Source organism: Chryseobacterium sp. CY350, from assembly GCF_027945075.1.
GTDB lineage: Bacteria > Bacteroidota > Bacteroidia > Flavobacteriales > Weeksellaceae > Chryseobacterium.
On sequence record NZ_CP116034.1, the window covers coordinates 506,037 to 525,784 of the forward strand.

Consider the following 19,748-nt stretch of genomic DNA (forward strand, 5'->3'; position numbering starts at 1 on the left):
AAGCCATAAGCTTAAGGCCTAAAGCCTAATGCTTACAGCTATATACAACCTTTAGGGTGGTTTTAGCGGTGGGGCTCACCTGTTCCCATTCCGAACACAGAAGTTAAGCCCACCAGCGCCGATGGTACTGCGAAAGCGGGAGAGTAGGTCGCCGCCAGTCTTTTTTTAAAGCTCCTTTATCAACCGATAAAGGAGCTTTTTTTTTGTATATATAACAATGGCACAATTGGAATGGATTTAAATCCAATGGTGAATTTATACATTGCTGCACAGCCGAAAATTTTGAAAGGAATAGGAGGAGCTTTTACCAAAGAATTAATATGGAAATATTATTTTCTAGTCCACGTAAATAATCTATAATTAATTTGTTACTTAATGATCGTAATTCTTAATATCGTGTAAAAGAAAATTCCTTCTATCAGCTACATTTAATGATGACGCTATTTTGTTTACGAAGACGTTGAAGATTTCAGAGGTCAGCGTAATGATTAAACAATTACATATTAACCATTTTGACGCTGAAAAGTTCAAGATCTGCTGTTCTTTCGGTAAATAACGATTCTTTAATCAAATCCTTTACAAAAATTGTGAAATTTCTCTATAGTCCGCAATACTTATAAAGTTTCTTGTTACTAGCTATTATTTTAATAAAAATAATAAAATACGCCACACTTATTTAATATTTCTTTTTTATATCCACACAGTTTGGTCTTGAATATCTGATCTTTTGGTTAAACTCTCGTACACCTAATATCTTATTCAGATTTTTCGTTATTCACTTTTCTAATGTAACAAAACACTGCCTAAATATTCTACCCAAAAAGGCATCATGATATAAAGTTCTATATAGAGTTCCTTATAAATGAAAAAAAACTATTCAGATAGTAGTCGTGTTATAACCATTATTTAAACTATACAACTCCTTTCTTAGATCTGAAATTGTAATTGTATGGTTTATATGCTGTATAAAATTATGCAAGCTTAATTTTAATTCTTCATTTGAAGAAATACTTTCGGAGAAATTTGGTATTATAATATATTTTCCTGAAACAATATTTTTCTTTAAAAAATACTGCTTTTTTAAATTTTGATTTACTTTACATTCACGCTTTAAGTAGCTAGAAATAAGTCTGTGAAGTAAATTCCTGTATAATCTAATATTTTTAATTCTAATTTTAGCCATCATAAGAGTTGTTGAGCAAATATAGTATAGAATAACGTGCCACAACTCTAATGTAAATGATGATTTTCGGCATTAATTTCAAAAATGAATTTATTTTAAACTTTATTATATTAGTTATATTAATTTTTCAGGTGTTCTGTAAATATCTTTTGACTTTGATTATATCAGTTGTTGTCAGCTATTTTAAGTAATCTGTAAGTATTTGGAGCTAGTTTTTTTTCTGTTTTAAAAAACTTTCCAAAATGGGAGTTATCATTAAAACCAAGTTCATAAGATATTTCAGTTACAGAAAGAGTGGTGTGCAGTAATAATCTTTCTGCTTCGAGGATAATTCTATTTCTTATGGCTTTGCCAGCACTGATATTCATATTTTCTTTGACCAATGCATTGAGATAATTAGGTGTAATATTTAGCTTATCGGCGTATTTTGAAGTTGTTTTGATTTCTTTATAATGCAAATTGACAAGCTGAACAAAATTTTCAACAATTTCTTTTTTATGATTGACTTCAGGTAAAATTCTTTTTTTCTTTGGTGAATTTCGAATGTATTTGAGCATAAAAATTTTTACCAATAAGCATAAAATTTCTTTTCGCATTGTTTTGTTTAAATTATATTCTTCGTGAATTTCACCAAATATCCCGAAAAGATCACTTTTGTTTTCTTTAGTTAATAATAAAAATGGAGAGACGTCGTGTAGTGCTGTATCACTTTTTATCAACTTATTTCCCGTATAGATATAGTTGTAGAAAGTTTTTGTGAACATTATGACATTTCCTGTGCTAGAAAGAAAGTTTTTGAACTGATATGCCTGATTATAGTTTATGAAGAAAAGTTTGTCGGCTTGTAAATCATACTTCTGATCATCAATAATGATTGAACCAGACGAACTTTCGAAAAGGAATACTGAATAAAATTTATTTTTAAAGTGAGATTCAGGATTTAAATTCGCAAAAAAATCTGAAACTGAAATGATAACGAACTCAGCTCTCATTGATGACTGATTCTGGAACTGATTTAAATTTAAAAATATTATGTTATTATTCAATTATTTTTATTTTGATTTCCAAATATATACATAAAAAATACCACAGAGGTAAACTGTGGTATTTTATGGTCATTTTAAATTAATTTTTATCTTCTAATATTTTAAGACGCTTTAAATCTAACTTGTTATCGACGATTTTATCTACATAATCTGAATTCATTGCCCTGAGAACCGCCATGTAATTCATACTAAAATCTACGGTGTCACCAACCTGATAGTTTTGCAAATTATCAGAAAGATCTAAAATCATCATATCAGAACTTGCACCAATAATTTCAATATCATCATTAATTGGATTTATCTGTGTGGGATCAATATCTAAAATCCCGATATCTACAATTGCCCGAACCGAGGTTTTACCAATGTTATTTTGATCGTGTATTGGAGTTTCACCTGTGAGATTTGTTCCGGCATCACCTGCAGGTATCATTGGTTTTTCTACAATTTCAATAATTTCAGTCGTCAGTTTAAAAACATCCTGATACATTCCATTGATGGTAGAATCGTTGTAAACATCAGTTCCGAAAAATAGAGTTTCACCTATTCTGAAGTGATTTATTTCTTCAGGTACCAGATTTTGAAAAAGGAGAGGAATGGTAACAGAAGATCCGGCAGAAATGTAAGGAATCTTTTCATTGTACGATTCTTCAATAATTTCCTTAAATCTACTCAGTTTTATTAATTTTTTTTCGTCTGGCAAAATTCCGTTAAGGCAGTTTAAATTGGTTCCGATTCCCACAACATCTATATTCGGAAGTTGCAATACTTCACCATAAAAATTTGAAAGATTTTTAACCATAATTCCCTCTCGAAGTTCGCCCATCTCAACCATAATTACAATTTTATGAGTTCTGTTTTGACGTACTGCCTCTTCGGAAAGGGCTTTTATAGTATCAATTTCTGTATTAAAACTTACATCTGCAAATTGTACAATGCTTTTGACCAGTCTTTTAGCGGGCGGCTTAATATATACAGTCTGTGTTGTCGGCGAAATTTTTTTAATATGACGAAGATTGGTCAATCTGGAATCGCAAATCTCCTTATCACATATGTTCAGCAGACATTGCAGAAACTTTTCATTCCCGCAAAGTAGCTTTCCAACAACCGCCCACTCAATATTTTTTTCTCTAAAAAGTTGATTTAAAAAATTATAATTGTGTGATAGTTTGTTTGAATTTAAAGTAATGTAAGACATTTTATTTTTTTAATCGCATTTCTAAATATTTACTGGTAAACCCCAGTTTTTTATATAAATGTATTGCCGGATTTTCCGGTTCACAATGGAGAGCGATATCACCATACGAAGAATCAATAGCTTTTTGCATCAGTGCTTTCCCAACTCCCTTTCCGCGCACATTTTTGTCGGTTGCTATGTAAACAAGTATATTTTCCGGAATGTAACCGCCCATTCCTGTCTTGTTGATCACGACTGCACCAATAAGTTTTTCATCTGCATCTTTAGCAGTTATGACAGTGCCGCCTGGCTTATTATTTTCTCCGAGAGCATAGCTCACAGCATCGTGAATATCTGCTTGCGGATCGCCGTATTGCTCCAGATGTTTAAAAAGAAATTCTATAATTTCATCTTTTTGATTTTTATCTGTTATGTTTTCCGTGGAATATTGTTGTAATGTTATCATAATAATAGTTATCCCGGACACGGTAATGTGATGTCAAAACCTGCATTATCGTCCGTTTCGTTATTTTTTGCTCTTTCTTTGTTTTTTAAGAAAAGAAGAGGAATATCTGTGTAATTAATAATTTGTTTGAAGAAATTTTCAGAGAAAATTGATTTCCAGCTGCCTTCATCCTGATAAGACAGAATAATAATATCCGCGTCGTCGTCTTTAGAAAATTTCGAAATCTGCGTGGCTTTATCTTGTGTCAGTAAAAACTGAGCATTATACTCTTGTTGATTTTTAACCAAAGTTTGCCTCACCTCCTGATAAGCATCTTTTAGTGCATCAAGATCGGTTTCGCTGCTTATTCCCAAAAGGGTGATAATTCCATTGTTTTTTTGAGCTATTGCAAGTGAGAGATCTACCTTATCAGCTAGATCATCGAGTACCCTTACCGGAACAAGTATTTTGTCGAAAGCGTACTTTTTACAGGTTTCAGGTACTAAAAGAACTGATGCATTTACTCCGTTCAGAATTTCATAAGACATAGAACCCAAAATAAGCTGTGATATTTTTTGCTGGCCGGAAGAACCGCTCACCACCAAATCAACATTTTTCTGATCAATAATCTTATTAATTCCGTGTATTAAATTGTCATTATCAAGAATTGTTTCAAAGTGTAACGTTGGATTTTCGGTACTTAAAGAAGCGTGAAGTTCATCCAGTGAAATTTGAATTTTCCTAAAATTTTCATCAACAGTTTCTGCACCTATCACCTGTTTTCCGGTACGGTCAATAATATAGTGATTGCTGATGCTGTGAAAGATCAAAATCTTAGCCTCATGACGTTTCGCAATCTGAACTGCCATCTTTACAGCATTATTTGATTTTTCTGTAAAATCGGTCGGTACCAAAATGGTGTTAATCTGTTTCTGCATCATTGTTATTTTTCAAATATCAATAAGCAAAGTTAACTATTAGCGATTGTAATAGATGTTAAAAATCAGATCGATTATGGTATCATTTATCTTTATGATAATCAATTATCATTGTGAATAAACGAAAAAAGACAAAACATTAATGTTTTGCCTTTTCAATATAAATGATTTGGTGTGTGGTGTGAAGATTATATCTTTGTCAATTATTTGCTACTATGATAATAAAAAAATATTACTCAGTGTTGCTTCTTATTTCTTTGGTAAAGATAGTTCACGAAAGAGTTGCGAACAACACAAGCTAGTGGTGATTTATAAATTTTTACGTGGAGATTTACGAATTTTTCCGTTTAAATGAGGTTTTAATCATTTGAATTTCAATGTTTTGTAATGATATCTATTATTTATAAATATTTATCTTACATAATTTAATATGTGCAATTATTCGTGATAAAAATGTAATTATTGTTGGAGAATCATAATAAATAACCAGCTATTTATGACGATGTTTTTCAATATTATGATTAAGTACTTGTAAAATTTTGGGTCGTTTGTAATTTCTTTATATCAATATAAAATGCAACAATATTTTTAATGTTAAGATTTGGCAAGTTTTCCGACATATGTTTTTCTGAATTTTTATATTTGTCACATGAGTTCTAGTTTCATTCACACATATGTTTCTGTAGACTGTGTAGTTTTCGGTTTTGACCGTGAAAATCAGCTGAATATTTTATTGGTTCAGCGGCATCTCAGTGATGTGCCGGAGCGGCAGAAAAGATTGCCCGGAAGTTTGATTCTTAGCAATGAAGATGTTGATGACGCTGCAGAACGTGTACTTCACGAACTGACAGGAATAAAAAAAATGGTACTTAAACAATTCAGGTGTTTTGCCGACCCAAACCGTGCAAGCAGCGAGTACGATATAAAGTGGATGCAGAAAGAATATCAGCATCAAATTGACCGCATTATAACGGTAGCATATCTTTCGCTTTGCAAAATTGATCACAAAATCAACAGCACAAAATATGATACGGTAGATTGGTGTCCAGTTGACAAAGTCCCATTATTACCTTTTGATCATAATAAGATTATTAATGAATCTTTGACAGAGATCAGAAAATGGATTGAGTCTGATTTTTCTATTATTTTTGAACTGCTGCCAAAGAAATTTACGATAAGACAGCTTTATAAATTGTATGGTGCTTTAAGCGAAAAATCTATCGATATTAAGAATTTTCATAAAAAAGTATCATCATTTAGTTATATCATTCCTTTAGATGAGATAGAAACCAATGTTTCCCATCGAGCAGCGAGATATTATAAGTTCGATGCTAAAATATATAAGAAAAACAACAATAAGCTAATAAAATAAGACTTAAGATTGTCTGATTAACTGTTAAAGTATTGTTATGTTTCATCTTCAAACATTGATTACTTACGATTATCAACTATATTTGATGAATAATGATAGGTTAATGAATGATATTAGATTGATTGTGACAGATATGGACGGGACTTTTTTAAACTCTGAACACCAAGTTAGTCCGGAATTCCCTGAAATTTACGAGGAGTTAAAAAGACGGAACATCCTTTTTGTACCTGCAAGCGGAAGACAAATGTCTGGTATTAAAAAATATTTTGGGGAGAAAGAAAAGGAAATGGCATTCATCGCTGAAAACGGCGGCTATATGATCTATAAGAACAAAGAGATTTTTGCTGATGAGCTTAATGAGCAATATGTAGCGGAGATCATTCAAACAATACGTAAAATCCCGGGCGCTACAACGGTAATCTCTGGTAAAAAAACAGCTTATTACGAAACGGAAAATCAGAGTTTTGTAGATTATATCGCACAGTTTTATACTGGTAATCAAAAACTTGATGATCTTACTGTTGCATTGGATGACAGTATTTTTAAAATTGCCGTGTATCATCCGGACGGATCTGAAGAACATCTGTATCCTGCTTTAGAAAAATTTCAAAAATACAATCTTGAGGTCGTTGTTTCAGGAAAATTTTGGCTCGATATCATGAATAAAGATATCAATAAAGGTAATGCTTTAGAGAAACTTCAGAAGACACTTAATATCAGTCCGCAACAGACAATGGTTTTTGGCGATTATATGAATGATATTGAGATGATGAAAAAGGCAGAATATTCTTACGCTATGCAAAATGCTCATCCGTCGGTGAAAGAAGCCGCAAAATTTGAAGCGTTGAGCAATAATAATTTTGGAGTTTTAGACACCATAAAAAACTATCTTAATGCAAACTGATATAATTTTTTAAAAATTTTAGAAAAAAATCTTAATACAATAATTTACCTTTGAAAAATATTGTGAAGAAATTTGCAAATTTGAATATTAGTCTTTATTAATTTAACAGCATCAAAAGTTGAATACAGTTTTAATCATTGATGATGAAGCGAAAATAAGATCACTATTATCCCGCATCATCAATCTCGAAGGTTTTGAGGTCTTTGAGGCGGGAAATCTTAAAAGCGGACTCAAAAGACTTGAAATCTCAGATATTGATATTGTTCTTTGTGATGTAAAACTTCCCGACGGAAGTGGTGTAGACTTTTCAAAGACAGTAAAAGATCAATTCCCTGGGGTAGAAATTATACTTCTTACTGCTTTCGGAAATATTCCTGATGGTGTAATGGCAATCAAAAACGGTGCGTTCGATTATATCACTAAAGGGGACGACAATACCAAAATTTTGCCTTTACTTTATAAAGCTGCGGAGAAAGTTGCACTTAATAAAAGAGTTTTGCAACTTGAAAAACAGTTGGATTCTAAACAATCTTTTAAAAGCATTATCGGAAAATCTACTGAAATTACCAGCGCAATTTCATCAGCTCAGAAAGTTGCTGTTACCGACGCTACAGTTCTGCTCACAGGAGAAACTGGTACCGGAAAAGAAGTTTTTGCACAGGCTATCCATCATGCAAGCAACAGAAACAAGAAAAATTTTATTGCAGTTAATTGCTCGGCTTTCGGGAAAGAATTGCTGGAAAATGAATTGTTCGGTCATAAAGCAGGAGCTTTTACAGGAGCTTTAAAAGATTCTAAAGGTATTTTTGAAGAAGCCAATCTCGGAACTGTTTTTCTTGACGAAATAGGTGAAATGCCTTTGGATCTTCAGGCAAAATTATTACGAGTTTTAGAATCTGGTGAGTTTCTGAAAGTAGGAGACAGCAAGCCTACAAAAACTGATGTAAGAATCATCGCCGCAACCAACAGAAATCTGGAAACAGAAATTGAAAACGGAAACTTCCGTGAAGATTTGTATTATCGTATCAATATTTTTAATATTAAACTTCCATCTTTACGAGAAAGAGTAGCAGATATCGAATCACTCGCCAGTTTTTTCCTCAAGACCTTTTCTCAGAAAATGGGCAAAAATATTACTGCTTTTTCCGATGATTATTTAAAAGCCTTGAAAAATCATCAATGGAAAGGCAATATCCGTGAACTGCGAAATGTTATTGAAAGAAGTGTAATCCTCACAGATTCATCTGAATTATCAATAGACAGCCTTCCGGTAGATATTCTTGTACAAAAGGAACAGACAGAATTTTCACAGAACAAAATGATATCAGCATTTTCTATGGCAAGCGCAGAGCGTATGCAGATTCAGAAAATATTAAAACATACCAACGGAAATAAAGCCGAAGCAGCGCGGCTTTTGGAAATTGGCATCGCAACACTTTACCGAAAAATCGAAGAATACAGTATTTCGTAAGAGAATGATTCCATTCTGATAACGACCCTATCATTTTGATAGGGTTTTTTGTTTTCTGTAATTACATAAAATTCATTTAAATTATTGATTAAGAGATACTTGTATTTTATTTTTTGTTTAAGGAATAAATCTTGGCATTACTGTTCAAAACAATTTAAAAATGAATCATACAGAAGCTGTAACAGAGATTATCAAGATAATACCGGAAACACAGGAAGATTTTAAAGAATCTTACAAGACAAAATCACCATTCATGGTTATCAGTGTCTTTGCTAAAGAGATCAAGAGGTTGATAAAAGAAAACGATCAGAAAATTTTGATCAAATCTATTCTGAAAATGAATATGCTGTACAGCGAAGGTGATTTGTCTCTGAAGAATGCAATTGAAAACATATTCGTCTATTCTCTGGACAGTTTTACATTTTGCTGTGAACCAACTTACAAAAAACTGATCTTCAGTAAAATGTCTCCCCATTTACAGGAGAATTATTTTCAACAGGTGTACAAATCTGGAATTTAAAACGATAAGCTATGAAATCAAAAATCAGAAAAATCGGAGACTGGAAACTTTTGAAGTCTACCCGTGAAAAGCATAATCTTGAAGTCATCACTATCAATATTGCTGTAATCTTGGGTGTTTTTGTAGCCGCTGCAATGCTGCAGGTCAATTAAAAAAAATAAAAAATGATAACAATTCTTCTATTAATCACGGCAATTGTGCTTTTCGTTTTGTTTTACCGTGCCGTTGAATATTTCGACAAAATTTAAACTTAAAAAAATGACCATACTATTTTTTATATCAATAGCCATATTCATTTATATCTGCTATGTGCTCGTGAAGCCGGAAAAATTTTAAAACCAATTAATAAGCAAATGAACCGTAAGATCATACATCAAATAAAAGAATGGGGAATTCTGATTTTTTGGATCAGCTTCATCATCGCTTTTTTGTATCTGGTGATTACCGTAAAAGAATTTGCACTAATTCATTAAACAAATTATGAACACTGAAATTTTAGGCGTTGTAGCTATGTTTGTCATAACATTGCTGTTGGCGATTCCTTTTGGAAAGTATATTTCAAAAGTCTTCACAGGAGAAAAAACATTTCTGGATCCTGTTCTCAAACCCGTAGAAAAATTTTTCTACAAAATATCAGGAATCGATCCTGATCATGAAATGAACTGGAAACAGCATCTGACTGCACTTTTGACCATCAATTTTTTATGGTTTTTCATCAGTATGCTGGTTTTGATGAATATGAGCTGGCTGCCGCTTAATCCAGACGGAAATCCGGATATGTCGCCGGATCTGGCATTTAATACCTCAATTTCTTTCCTTGTCAATTGTAATTTGCAACATTACTCAGGTGAAACAGGATTAAGCTATCTCGGACAGATGTGGCTGATGTTTTTACAGTTCGTTTCTGCCGCGACAGGGATTGCAGCTGCAATCGTTGTATTCAAAGCTTTCCGCGAAAAAACAACCGAAAAACTAGGCAATTTTTATGATTATTTGCTAAAATCGATCACAAGAATTTTGCTGCCTCTTTCATTCTTAATGGGTTTGATATTGGTTTTTCAAGGGATGCCGATGACGTTTGAAGGAAAAGATAAAATGATTACACTTGAAGGTAAAAATGTGGAAGTTTCTACAGGTCCGGTTGCTGCATTTGTGCCTATAAAACATATAGGGACGAATGGCGGTGGATTTTTTGGAGTCAATTCAGCTCATCCGTTAGAAAATCCCAGCTATTTTACCAACATGGTAGAAATGGTTTCTCAGTTAATTATCCCAATGGCAATGGTTTTTGCTTTTGGTTATTTCATCCGCAGAAAGAAATTTGGATATATGATTTTTGGAGTCATGACCATAGGATTTCTTTTGCTCGCAGTACCAACTGTTATTATGGAAATAAACGGAAATCCTGCCATCAGCCAAATGGGAATTGATCAGTCACTGGGAGCGATGGAAGGTAAAGAAATCCGTTTTGGTTCTGCCGCTTCAGGTTTTTGGAGTATTGTAACTACGGTTATTTCTACGGGTTCAGTCAACTCGATGCACGACAGTTCGATGCCGCTTTCCGGGATGACACAGATGCTTGCCATGATGGTCAACGCATTCTTTGGAGGCGACGGCGTAGGTATCTTAAATATTTTTATCTATATCATTTTGGCAGTTTTCATCAGCGGATTGATGGTAGGTCGTACTCCCGAATTTATGGGCAAAAAAATTGAAGCCAGAGAAATGAAAATTGCAATGATCATTGCATTGCTTCATCCTTTTTTGATTCTCGTCGGAACTGCCATAGCCACTTATTTTCCTGAAGTCGGAACTTCGACACTCAATAATACTGGATTCCATGGTTTCAGCGAAGTGCTTTATGAATATACTTCTTCAGCAGCCAACAACGGAAGCGGTTTTGAAGGTTTAGGTGATAATAATCTTTTCTGGAATATTTCCACAGGAATTGTATTGCTTCTTGGTCGTTTCTTGCCAATTATCGGTCCTTTAGCGATTGCGGGATTACTGGCTCAGAAAAAATACATTCCGGAAGGAGAAGGAACACTGAAAACAGATACTTCAACATTCGGACTGATGACTTTTGCCGTGATTGCGATTATTGCAGCATTATCATTCTTCCCGGCATTGGCATTGGGGCCGATCGCAGAATATTTTTCACTAAGATAAATTTAAAAATAACAGAAATTAAAATGACTCAAAATAAATCTTTGTTTCAAAAAGAATTGGTTCAGGAAGCATTGAAACAGTCTTTTGTGAAACTGAATCCTAAACTGATGTTTAAAAATCCCGTCATGTTTCTTGTATGGCTTGGTACATTGGTGATGTTTTTTGTAAGCGTCTGGACTTTGACAGGAGAAAAATCGCAGGGAAGTTTTGCTTACAATTTCACGGTATTCATCATTCTTTTACTCACCGTTTTATTCGGGAATTTTGCTGAAGCAATCGCCGAAGCAAGAGGGAAAGCTCAGGCAGACAGTCTACGTAAAACAAGAGAAGAAACGCCTGCAAAACTCCAGAATGGTGAAACAATTTCTTCATCTAAATTACAGAAAGGTGACATTTTTGTTTGTGAAGCCGGAGATATTATCCCCTCAGACGGAGAAATCATCGAAGGTCTTGCTACCATAGATGAAAGTGCGATTACAGGTGAATCTGCTCCAGTAATTCGTGAATCTGGAGGCGATAAAAGTTCTGTAACAGGAGGAACAAAAGTTTTGTCAGATAAAATTGTTGTACAAGTGACAACGCAACCCGGCGAAAGCTTTTTAGATAAAATGATTGCTTTGGTAGAAGGTGCTTCAAGACAGAAAACACCAAACGAAATTGCATTAACGATTTTACTCGCAGGTTTTACGTTGGTTTTTATCATCGTTTGTGTGACTTTAAAACCATTTGCGGATTATTCTAATGTCACGATTACCATTGCATCCTTTATTTCACTATTTGTATGTCTGATTCCCACAACCATTGGCGGATTATTATCAGCGATTGGTATTGCCGGGATGGACAGAGCTTTGCGAGCCAACGTCATCACAAAAAGCGGTAGAGCAGTAGAAACTGCCGGAGATATTGACGTTCTACTTTTAGATAAAACAGGGACAATCACCATTGGAAACCGTAAGGCTACAAGTTTTTATCCTGCTAACCAGGTTGATGAAACACAGTTAATCAAAGCGGCTGTTTTGAGTTCAATGGCAGATGAAACTCCTGAAGGAAAATCAATTATTGAGCTGGCGGGAATCAATCCGTTGAGTTATGAAATAAGTAATCCTCAGTGTATCAAATTCACAGCAGAAACCAGAAGTTCAGGAATTGATTACGATGGAAACCGCATCCGAAAAGGAGCAACCGACGCCATCAGAAAAATATCTGAAGCGGCAGGAAATGCTTTTCCCCAGGAAACAGATTTAAAAGTAAAAGAAATTTCTCAGAACGGAGGAACGCCATTGGTGGTTTCAGAAAATGAAAAAGTTTTGGGAGTGATTGAACTTCAGGATATCATCAAACCAGGAATCAGCGAACGTTTCGATCGTCTCCGAAAAATGGGTATTAAAACCGTCATGGTGACCGGTGATAATCCACTGACTGCAAAATTTATTGCTGAAAAAGCAGGTGTTGACGATTTTATTGCCGAAGCAAAACCGGAAGATAAAATGAACTACATAAAAAAAGAACAACAGGAAGGTCGTCTGGTTGCCATGATGGGAGATGGTACCAATGACGCTCCTGCATTGGCTCAGGCAGATGTAGGTGTTGCCATGAACAGTGGAACTCAGGCTGCAAAAGAAGCCGGAAATATGGTCGACCTCGACAATGATCCTACGAAATTAATTGAAGTTGTAGAGATCGGCAAACAGTTGCTGATGACAAGAGGTACGCTGACGACATTCAGTATTGCCAATGACGTTGCGAAATATTTTGCCATTATTCCGGCATTGTTTATCACCGCAATTCCTGCTTTGCAAGGTTTAAATATTATGAATCTTCACAGTCCGGAAAGTGCAATTTTATCGGCAGTCATCTTCAATGCAATTATCATTCCTATCTTGATTCCGTTGGCATTGAAAGGGGTGGCTTATAAACCAATCGGCGCATCTGCGTTGCTGAGAAGGAATTTGTTGATCTTCGGATTGGGCGGAGTCGTTATTCCTTTTATCGGAATTAAAATCATAGATATTATCGTTTCATTATTTTTCTAAATAGCTCACAGGCACGGCAGGAAGAAACTTTTATCATGCAACTTTTCGTCCTTTTAACTATCTCAATTCTTCCTGTTTCATGCCTTTTTAAATTATTATCAAATGAAAAAACATATTTTACCAGCAATTAAACTGACCGCTTTGTGCATTGTTTTTCTTACCATTGTTTATCCGATATCCATCTGGGCGATTGCTCAGCTTTCGCCTAATCAGGGAAAGGGAGATTTAATAAAACATAATAATAAAACTTACTATTCGAATATCGGACAGTCATTCACAAGCGAGAAATATTTTAATTCCCGTCCTTCGTCAGTTGATTACAATGCAGCAGGTTCGGGAGGAAGCAACAAAGGTCCATCGAATGAAGAGTATTTAAAACAAGTTCAGGCTCGTATCGATACGATTTTGATGAAAAATCCTGGAATTGTAAAGTCAGATATTCCGGCAGATTTAGTGACAGCCAGCGGAAGCGGATTGGATCCTAACTTTTCTGTGCAGGCAGCCAAAATTCAGGTTAAGAGAATTGCAAAGATCAGAAATATTGATGTAGAAAAAATTAACAATCTCATCATTCAGAATACTGAAAAGCCCTTGATCGGTCTATTTGGTCCTGAAAAAATAAATGTTCTCAAACTGAATATCGCACTCGACCAATTAAGCGGGAAGTAATTTTTAATACTCAATATTTATCATCGTGAGTTTTATTTTTAAATCCGCTGTGCATTAAAATCTTTAAATTCCTAAAATAAGTGAAACGCCTTTGTTTAAATTAAAGATTGTATTTGTGAAAAAATCTTAGTTTTTCTTTGCGTTAAATTAAACGCAAGGTTAAACAAAAGATAGGGAAAACTGTTTACTTTAAAGAAAAACAAGGCCACTTCGTTTATTGAAGAAATACAAATATTTGCATTTAACTACGTTTAAAGTTTTTAAAAAATCTGCAATAGATTTTTAAATGAAATTCTAAAATTTTTTAATTTAAATTCAATGAAAAAAATAATATTTGGACTTTTAGCATTGTTAAATTTTTCTGCAAAAGCTCAGAGTGATTCACTTAAAAAACCACTTACAATCAGTGGATATGCAGAAGTTTATTTTCAGGCAGATTTTAATAATTCTAAAAACAATAGCCGTCCGTCATTTATATACAGTCATAATCGTAATAATGAGATTAATGTAAATCTTGCATTTATAAAAACAGGGTACAATACAGATCAGATCCGTGCAAATCTTGCAATTGCTGCGGGAACTTACATGAATGCCAATTATTCTGCTGAGCAAGGGGTCATGAAAAATATATATGAGGCAAATATTGGACTGAAGATTTCGAAAAAACATAATATCTGGATAGATGCGGGAATTTTTCCTTCACATATCGGCTCCGAAAGTGCAATCGGAAAAGACAATTGGGCGCTTACAAGAAGTCTTGCAGCCGACAATTCTCCATATTTTGAGACGGGAGCAAAAATTTCTTATACTTCGGAAACAGGAAAATGGTTTGTCAGCGGTTTGGTGCTCAACGGATGGCAAAGAATTCAGAGAGTTGACGGAAATTCTACGCCTGCATTCGGACATCAAATTACATTTAAACCTAACGAGAAACTGACCATCAACAGCAGTTCGTTTGTAGGAAATGATAAACCCGACAGCATAAGACAGATGAGATACTTCCATAATTTGTACGGAATTTATCAAATAATTAAGAAGATAGGAATCACAGCCGGATTTGACATTGGTGCCGAACAAAAGTCGAAAGGAAGCGAACAGTATAATATTTGGTATACGCCTGTTTTAATTGCTAAATTTTCTCCTACAGAAAAATTCAGTATTACTGCGAGAGGAGAGTATTATCAGGATGAGAATGGTGTAATCATTTCAACAGGAACAGAAAATGGTTTTAAAACATTCGGATATTCCTTAAATGCTGATTATCAGATTTTGCCGAATCTTGTATGGCGAACAGAAATTAGAAATTTAAACAGTAAAGATGCTATCTTTATGAACAGAACTGATGCGTTTAATAAAAATAGTTTGACGGCAACGACGGCATTGGCCATTTCATTTTAGTAATTAGTATATATACTTAAATATAGGTTGTGCATTATTTAGACGCCATCGATTAATTCACATATAATTAAAAATTGTATTTCCTTGTTAAATGAAATGCCATTGTCTATCTTAAAAAAGCATTTACTGTAAAAGCTTTGTTTTACCTAGCGATTAAAAAACGCAAGGTTTGACAAAAAAATTGAGAAAGTAGTGAAAAATAAGGTAAACGAGGCCGTTTTACTTATTTGCGAAAGACAAAGATTTAAAACGATATGGCTGTTACCCAAGTGTAATTTGAAAACCTCAAAGGTCTTAAATACCTGATATAAAATAATCATTTCTAAAAATGAACGAATCAAAAAAATCTGCCGAAGAATTTCTGCATCTCATCAACAGCGCAAAACGCGGCAAACTGAAAATTTACATCGGGATGAGTGCGGGCGTAGGGAAAACATACAGAATGTTGCAGGAAGCTCACGTACTTCTTCAAAACGGAATTGATGTAAAGATCGGGTATGTGGAAACGCATAACCGGAAGGAAACTCACAGTTTACTGGAAGGTCTGCCTATTATTCCCAGAAGAAAATTATTTTACAAAGGCAAAGAACTTGAGGAACTTGATGTTTCTGCAATTATCGTTCTCCGTCCTGAGATTGTGATTATTGATGAATTGGCTCACACCAATATCGAAGGAAGTAAGAATAATAAGCGTTGGCAGGATGTGATGGAAATTTTAGATGCCGGCATCAACGTTATCAGTGCTGTAAACATTCAGCATATTGAAAGTCTGAACGAAGAAGTGAAAGCTGTTACCGGAATCGAAGTAGCAGAAAGAATTCCGGATACTATACTTTCTGCGGCAGACGAGGTTGTGAATATTGACCTCACGGCAGATGAATTGATCTCCAGATTAAAAGAAGGTAAAATCTATGATCAAACTAAAATACAGTCTGCCCTCAATAATTTTTTTAAAAACGAAAATATTCTACAGCTCCGTGAGTTGGCTCTAAAAGAAGTTGCATCACAGGTCACAAGGAAAGTAGAAACGGAAATTGTTACCGGAAAAGTTTTAAAGAAAGAAAGATTTCTAGCCTGTATCAGTTCGAATGAAATTACTGCAAAAAATGTAATCCGGAAAACTGCAAGACTGGCAAACTATTACAACAGTCAGTGGTTTTTGCTCTACGTGCAGGTTCCCAAAGAAAGTGCCGACAGAATCGCCCTGAATAAACAGCGGCATTTGATTAATAATTTCAGGCTGGCAACCGAATTAGGCGCAGAAATTATTAAAATTCAAAGTAGAAATGTTGCAATGACTATTATGGAACAGTGTGAAGAAAGAAAAATAACGACCGTATGCATAGGAAAACCTCATATTGATATCTGGAGAATTATTCTTGCGACAGATACTTTTAATTCTCTTCTCAAAAGACTTTCAAAACAAAATGTAGATTTAGTAATTTTGTCGTAATGAAGATAAAAACAAAGCTTAATGCAGGAGTCGGTCTTCTGTTTTTGATGATTATTATACTTTCTGCACTTGGCGGATGGTTTATCTACCAGCTGAAAAAAGACACGCAGAATATTCTGGTTGCCAATTACAATACGTTGCAGTATTCCAGAAATATGCTTTTGTCTCTGGAAGAGATAGAAAGAGACCCTTTTTCGGTAAAAGAATTTCAGAAAAACCTTAATCTTCAAAGCCAGAATATTACTGAAAGCGGAGAAAGAGAAGCGACCCGAAATATCATTAGCCATTTTTCAGATTTAAATAAAAATAGACACGATGCAAATTTAAAATCGGTCATCAGAAAAGATATTGCCGAATTGATGCAGTTGAATATGAATGCGATTCAGATTAAAAGCGGAATTGCCAACACAACAGCAGAAAATGCAATTGCGGTAATTTCTGTCGCGGGGACGCTCTGTTTTCTGATTGCTTTTACTCTCATGATCAATCTTCCTTCAAATATTGCCAATCCTATACGCGAGCTCACATTCAGCATTCATCAGATTGCACAGCAGAACTATAGAGAAAGAGTTAGGTTTGAGGGAAACAGCGAATTTGGCGAACTTGCAAAATCGTTTAATACCATGGCTGAAAAGCTTCAGGAATATTCTGAAAGCAGACTTGATAAAATTTTGAAGGGGAAAAAGCGTATAGAAACGCTGATAGACAATATGCACGATGCCGTCATCGGAATAGACGAAAACAGGAAAGTTCTTTTTGTAAACGACCAGGCTTTAAAAATAACAGGACTAAAAAAAGATCATTTTATAGGAAAACTGATTCAGGATGTTGCGGTAGGAAATGATTTGGTGAGAGATTTAATAAGAGAAATTATAGATCCTCTAATAAGCAAAAAAGCAGATTCTGAGCTTTTGAAGATTTTTGTAGAAGGCAAAGAAAATTATTTTGAAAAGGAAATTTTAGACATCAACGTTTTACCAACCGGAGAAGATGACAAACGTTTTATCGGGCAGGTAATTATGCTGAGAAACGTGACTCCGTTCAAAGAACTTGATCTCGCAAAAACTCATTTCTTGGGAACCGTTTCACATGAATTTAAAACTCCGATATCTTCTATTCAAATGGGTGTGCAGTTGCTGGAGAACGAAAGAATAGGAAACCTTAATGACGAACAGCAAAAATTGGTGCTCGGAATTAAAGATGATACAATCAGACTTTTAAAAATTACTGGCGAACTCCTGAATCTTACCCAACTGGAGACTGGAGTGGTAGAGTTGAATATAAAACCTGCAGAAATCAAAACGATGGTTGAGAGCGTAATTGCAGCCAACCAATCTGCTGCAGATTTTAAAAATATTAGTATAAAGTCTGAAATTGACCCTAATCTAAAATTTATTAATGCTGATTTCGAGAAAACATCTTGGGTTTTGAGCAATATTCTGTCTAATGCAATTAGATATTCTTATGAAAATTCGAATATCGAAATTTGTGTAAAAAATGATCAGAACCAAATTCAATTTTCTGTGAAAGATCAGGGCTATGGGATAGAAGAGCAATATCTTGATAAAGTCTTTACGCGATATTTCAGAATTCCCGGCACCAAAGCAGACGGTACTGGTTTGGGTTTGAGTATCAGCAAAGAATTTATTGAAGCTCAGGGCGGAAAAATTTCTGTTAAAAGCGAAATAGGTGTCGGAAGTATTTTTTATTTCAGTCTAAAAGCTTAGATGACAATAAAAACTTTGATTTGAATACAAAATTCCTGATTCTCACTACATGGTAACGTTTTGTCTTTAGGATCTTTGTTCTGTGAAAATGATTTAGATAAGAAAATCTTACGATCAGAAAAAAAAATATAAATATCTCTATTATGGAAATTAAAAATTCGAAAGTTATCATTACAGGCGGAACAACGGGAATTGGCTATGAAACCGCAAAATTATTACGGTCATTGGGAGCCGAAGTTGTTATTTGCGGACGAACCGAAGAAAAAGTGAATACCGTTGCAAAAGAGCTGGACGTTTTTGGAATAAAAGCAGATGTAAGCATCGAAAAAGATGTCGACAATTTATTTAGTTTTGCATTTGAAAAACTTGGTGGACTTGATATTTTGATCAACAATGCCGGTCTCGGCTTCATGAGTTCGCTCACCGAAACTTCAACTGAAGATTTTATGCGTATCTGGGAAACGAACACAAAAAGTACATTTCTCTGTGGAAAACTCGCTGCTCAATATTTTATCAAACAAAATTCAGGAAACATCATTAATATTTCGTCGATGGGTGCAGTGAAAGGTTTTATGAACGGTTCTGCTTATGTTTCCAGTAAAGCTGCGATTTCCGGACTCACAATGTGCTGGCAGATGGAACTTAGGAAGCATAATATTCGCGTAATGCAGGTAAACCCAAGTGAAGTGATAACAGAGTTTGCCGAAAAAATTGGCTACGAATCTGTGGATACTGAAAGAAAACTTAAAGGTTTGGAGATTGCGCAGGTTATCGTATCAATGCTTTCCATCAGCAATATTGCTTTTCTTCCGGAAGTGAATGTTTGGGCGACGAACCCTTAATTTTTTTTTTGCTGAAATAATATTTTTCGGAAATCTACATATTTTCAGCGATTTTAAAAGTGTTGAAATTTATTTTCGTTTTAAATTAATAATAAATGTGTATTGTTTTCGATATTTTTAGATTTTGGTAGACAAATTGCTTATAGTTAAATCATAACCAGTTCTAATCATAAAAACTATACTTATGGATATTTCTTATTACGAGTTTACCAATCTGCCTGACGAAATGCAATTTGATATAGTATTGAGACAGGGAAAAATGATTAATGAAAGCACAGTGAGCAACTCAAGATATGTTTTGTATGAACTTTCAAGTTTTTCTGTAGAAATTATTTATAGTTTGTCGAAAAATAAAATAGCAGGGAAAAACATATTTTTGAACAGAGCTGCATATTCTGCCTGAT

At 34.4% G+C, this 19,748-nt stretch carries 17 protein-coding genes and 1 rRNA gene; 14 read left to right on the forward strand and 4 right to left on the reverse strand.

Translation table 11 applies throughout. The annotated features are described in order from the left end of the window. Positions 1-52 precede the first annotated feature (52 nt). A 5S ribosomal RNA gene (gene rrf, locus PGH12_RS02245) occupies positions 53-160 on the forward strand. 1,187 nt (positions 161-1,347) lie between these two features. Here rrf and PGH12_RS02250 read toward each other — a convergent pair. The 4 genes from PGH12_RS02250 to PGH12_RS02265 form a co-directional block, all read right to left on the reverse strand. Further along, the gene (locus PGH12_RS02250) at positions 1,348-2,229 is read right to left on the reverse strand and encodes a helix-turn-helix domain-containing protein (protein ID WP_267598818.1); all 882 of its coding nucleotides are present in this window, start codon (positions 2,227-2,229) and stop codon (positions 1,348-1,350) included. A gap of 79 nt (positions 2,230-2,308) precedes the next feature. After that, entirely contained in the window at positions 2,309-3,424 is a 1,116-nt protein-coding gene (locus PGH12_RS02255) for an alanine racemase (RefSeq protein ID WP_267598819.1), read from the reverse strand. Between the two features lies 1 nt (position 3,425). Beyond that, the gene (locus PGH12_RS02260; RefSeq protein WP_267598820.1) at positions 3,426-3,869 is read right to left on the reverse strand and encodes a GNAT family N-acetyltransferase; all 444 of its coding nucleotides are present in this window, start codon (positions 3,867-3,869) and stop codon (positions 3,426-3,428) included. 8 nt (positions 3,870-3,877) lie between these two features. Then, positions 3,878-4,786, reverse strand: a complete 909-nt coding sequence (locus PGH12_RS02265) for a universal stress protein (RefSeq protein WP_267598821.1) — start codon at positions 4,784-4,786, stop codon at positions 3,878-3,880. A gap of 649 nt (positions 4,787-5,435) precedes the next feature. On the opposite strand from PGH12_RS02265, the gene PGH12_RS02270 reads away from it, so the two are divergent. The 13 genes from PGH12_RS02270 to PGH12_RS02330 all read left to right on the forward strand — a co-directional run bounded on the left by PGH12_RS02270 (position 5,436) and on the right by PGH12_RS02330 (position 19,747). Next, positions 5,436-6,158, forward strand: a complete 723-nt coding sequence (locus PGH12_RS02270) for an NUDIX hydrolase (RefSeq protein ID WP_267598823.1) — start codon at positions 5,436-5,438, stop codon at positions 6,156-6,158. A 37-nt stretch (positions 6,159-6,195) separates the two neighbouring features. Further along, positions 6,196-7,062 carry a Cof-type HAD-IIB family hydrolase gene (locus PGH12_RS02275; RefSeq protein ID WP_267598824.1) on the forward strand — a complete coding sequence of 289 codons (867 nt, stop codon included), beginning with the start codon at positions 6,196-6,198 and terminating at the stop codon, positions 7,060-7,062. 118 nt (positions 7,063-7,180) lie between these two features. After that, entirely contained in the window at positions 7,181-8,533 is a 1,353-nt protein-coding gene (locus PGH12_RS02280) for a sigma-54-dependent transcriptional regulator (RefSeq protein WP_267598825.1), read from the forward strand. 160 nt (positions 8,534-8,693) lie between these two features. Then, complete coding sequence (locus PGH12_RS02285) at positions 8,694-9,053, forward strand: DUF7674 family protein (protein WP_267598826.1); 360 nt, start codon at positions 8,694-8,696, stop codon at positions 9,051-9,053. An 11-nt stretch (positions 9,054-9,064) separates the two neighbouring features. Further along, positions 9,065-9,205: a hypothetical protein gene (locus PGH12_RS02290; protein WP_181898815.1), complete on the forward strand. Its 141-nt coding sequence runs from the start codon at positions 9,065-9,067 to the stop codon at positions 9,203-9,205. 328 nt (positions 9,206-9,533) lie between these two features. After that, positions 9,534-11,222, forward strand: coding sequence for a potassium-transporting ATPase subunit KdpA (gene kdpA / locus PGH12_RS02295; RefSeq protein ID WP_267598827.1), 1,689 nt, complete (start codon positions 9,534-9,536; stop codon positions 11,220-11,222). A 23-nt stretch (positions 11,223-11,245) separates the two neighbouring features. Further along, positions 11,246-13,255 (forward strand): potassium-transporting ATPase subunit KdpB, encoded by a 2,010-nt coding sequence (gene kdpB / locus PGH12_RS02300; protein WP_267598828.1) that lies wholly within the window; start codon positions 11,246-11,248, stop codon positions 13,253-13,255. A 102-nt stretch (positions 13,256-13,357) separates the two neighbouring features. Further along, on the forward strand, positions 13,358-13,924 hold the full coding sequence (locus PGH12_RS02305; RefSeq protein ID WP_267598829.1) for a K(+)-transporting ATPase subunit C: 567 nt from the start codon (positions 13,358-13,360) through the stop codon (positions 13,922-13,924). A 318-nt stretch (positions 13,925-14,242) separates the two neighbouring features. After that, complete coding sequence (locus tag PGH12_RS02310) at positions 14,243-15,322, forward strand: porin (RefSeq protein WP_267598830.1); 1,080 nt, start codon at positions 14,243-14,245, stop codon at positions 15,320-15,322. A gap of 328 nt (positions 15,323-15,650) precedes the next feature. After that, entirely contained in the window at positions 15,651-16,775 is a 1,125-nt protein-coding gene (locus tag PGH12_RS02315) for a sensor protein KdpD (protein ID WP_267598832.1), read from the forward strand. After that, positions 16,775-18,502 (forward strand): HAMP domain-containing sensor histidine kinase, encoded by a 1,728-nt coding sequence (locus tag PGH12_RS02320; RefSeq protein ID WP_267598833.1) that lies wholly within the window; start codon positions 16,775-16,777, stop codon positions 18,500-18,502. The genes PGH12_RS02315 and PGH12_RS02320 overlap by 1 nt, the downstream gene beginning before the upstream one ends. A 143-nt stretch (positions 18,503-18,645) precedes the next feature. Further along, on the forward strand, positions 18,646-19,344 hold the full coding sequence (locus PGH12_RS02325) for an SDR family oxidoreductase (protein ID WP_267598834.1): 699 nt from the start codon (positions 18,646-18,648) through the stop codon (positions 19,342-19,344). A gap of 184 nt (positions 19,345-19,528) precedes the next feature. After that, positions 19,529-19,747, forward strand: coding sequence for a hypothetical protein (locus PGH12_RS02330; RefSeq protein WP_267598835.1), 219 nt, complete (start codon positions 19,529-19,531; stop codon positions 19,745-19,747). Position 19,748 lies beyond the last annotated feature (1 nt).

Bases quoted from the DNA above. Each gene is read 5' to 3' on its own strand.
- PGH12_RS02255 (WP_267598819.1), bottom strand. From the start codon at position 3,424: ATGTCTTACATTACTTTAAATTCAAACAAACTATCACACAATTATAAT.
- PGH12_RS02260 (WP_267598820.1), bottom strand. From the start codon at position 3,869: ATGATAACATTACAACAATATTCCACGGAAAACATAACAGATAAAAAT.
- PGH12_RS02265 (WP_267598821.1), bottom strand. From the start codon at position 4,786: ATGCAGAAACAGATTAACACCATTTTGGTACCGACCGATTTTACAGAA.
- PGH12_RS02270 (WP_267598823.1), top strand. From the start codon at position 5,436: ATGAGTTCTAGTTTCATTCACACATATGTTTCTGTAGACTGTGTAGTT.
- PGH12_RS02275 (WP_267598824.1), top strand. From the start codon at position 6,196: ATGTTTCATCTTCAAACATTGATTACTTACGATTATCAACTATATTTG.
- PGH12_RS02285 (WP_267598826.1), top strand. From the start codon at position 8,694: ATGAATCATACAGAAGCTGTAACAGAGATTATCAAGATAATACCGGAA.
- PGH12_RS02290 (WP_181898815.1), top strand. From the start codon at position 9,065: ATGAAATCAAAAATCAGAAAAATCGGAGACTGGAAACTTTTGAAGTCT.
- kdpA (WP_267598827.1), top strand. From the start codon at position 9,534: ATGAACACTGAAATTTTAGGCGTTGTAGCTATGTTTGTCATAACATTG.
- kdpB (WP_267598828.1), top strand. From the start codon at position 11,246: ATGACTCAAAATAAATCTTTGTTTCAAAAAGAATTGGTTCAGGAAGCA.
- PGH12_RS02305 (WP_267598829.1), top strand. From the start codon at position 13,358: ATGAAAAAACATATTTTACCAGCAATTAAACTGACCGCTTTGTGCATT.
- PGH12_RS02310 (WP_267598830.1), top strand. From the start codon at position 14,243: ATGAAAAAAATAATATTTGGACTTTTAGCATTGTTAAATTTTTCTGCA.
- PGH12_RS02315 (WP_267598832.1), top strand. From the start codon at position 15,651: ATGAACGAATCAAAAAAATCTGCCGAAGAATTTCTGCATCTCATCAAC.
- PGH12_RS02320 (WP_267598833.1), top strand. From the start codon at position 16,775: ATGAAGATAAAAACAAAGCTTAATGCAGGAGTCGGTCTTCTGTTTTTG.
- PGH12_RS02325 (WP_267598834.1), top strand. From the start codon at position 18,646: ATGGAAATTAAAAATTCGAAAGTTATCATTACAGGCGGAACAACGGGA.
- PGH12_RS02330 (WP_267598835.1), top strand. From the start codon at position 19,529: ATGGATATTTCTTATTACGAGTTTACCAATCTGCCTGACGAAATGCAA.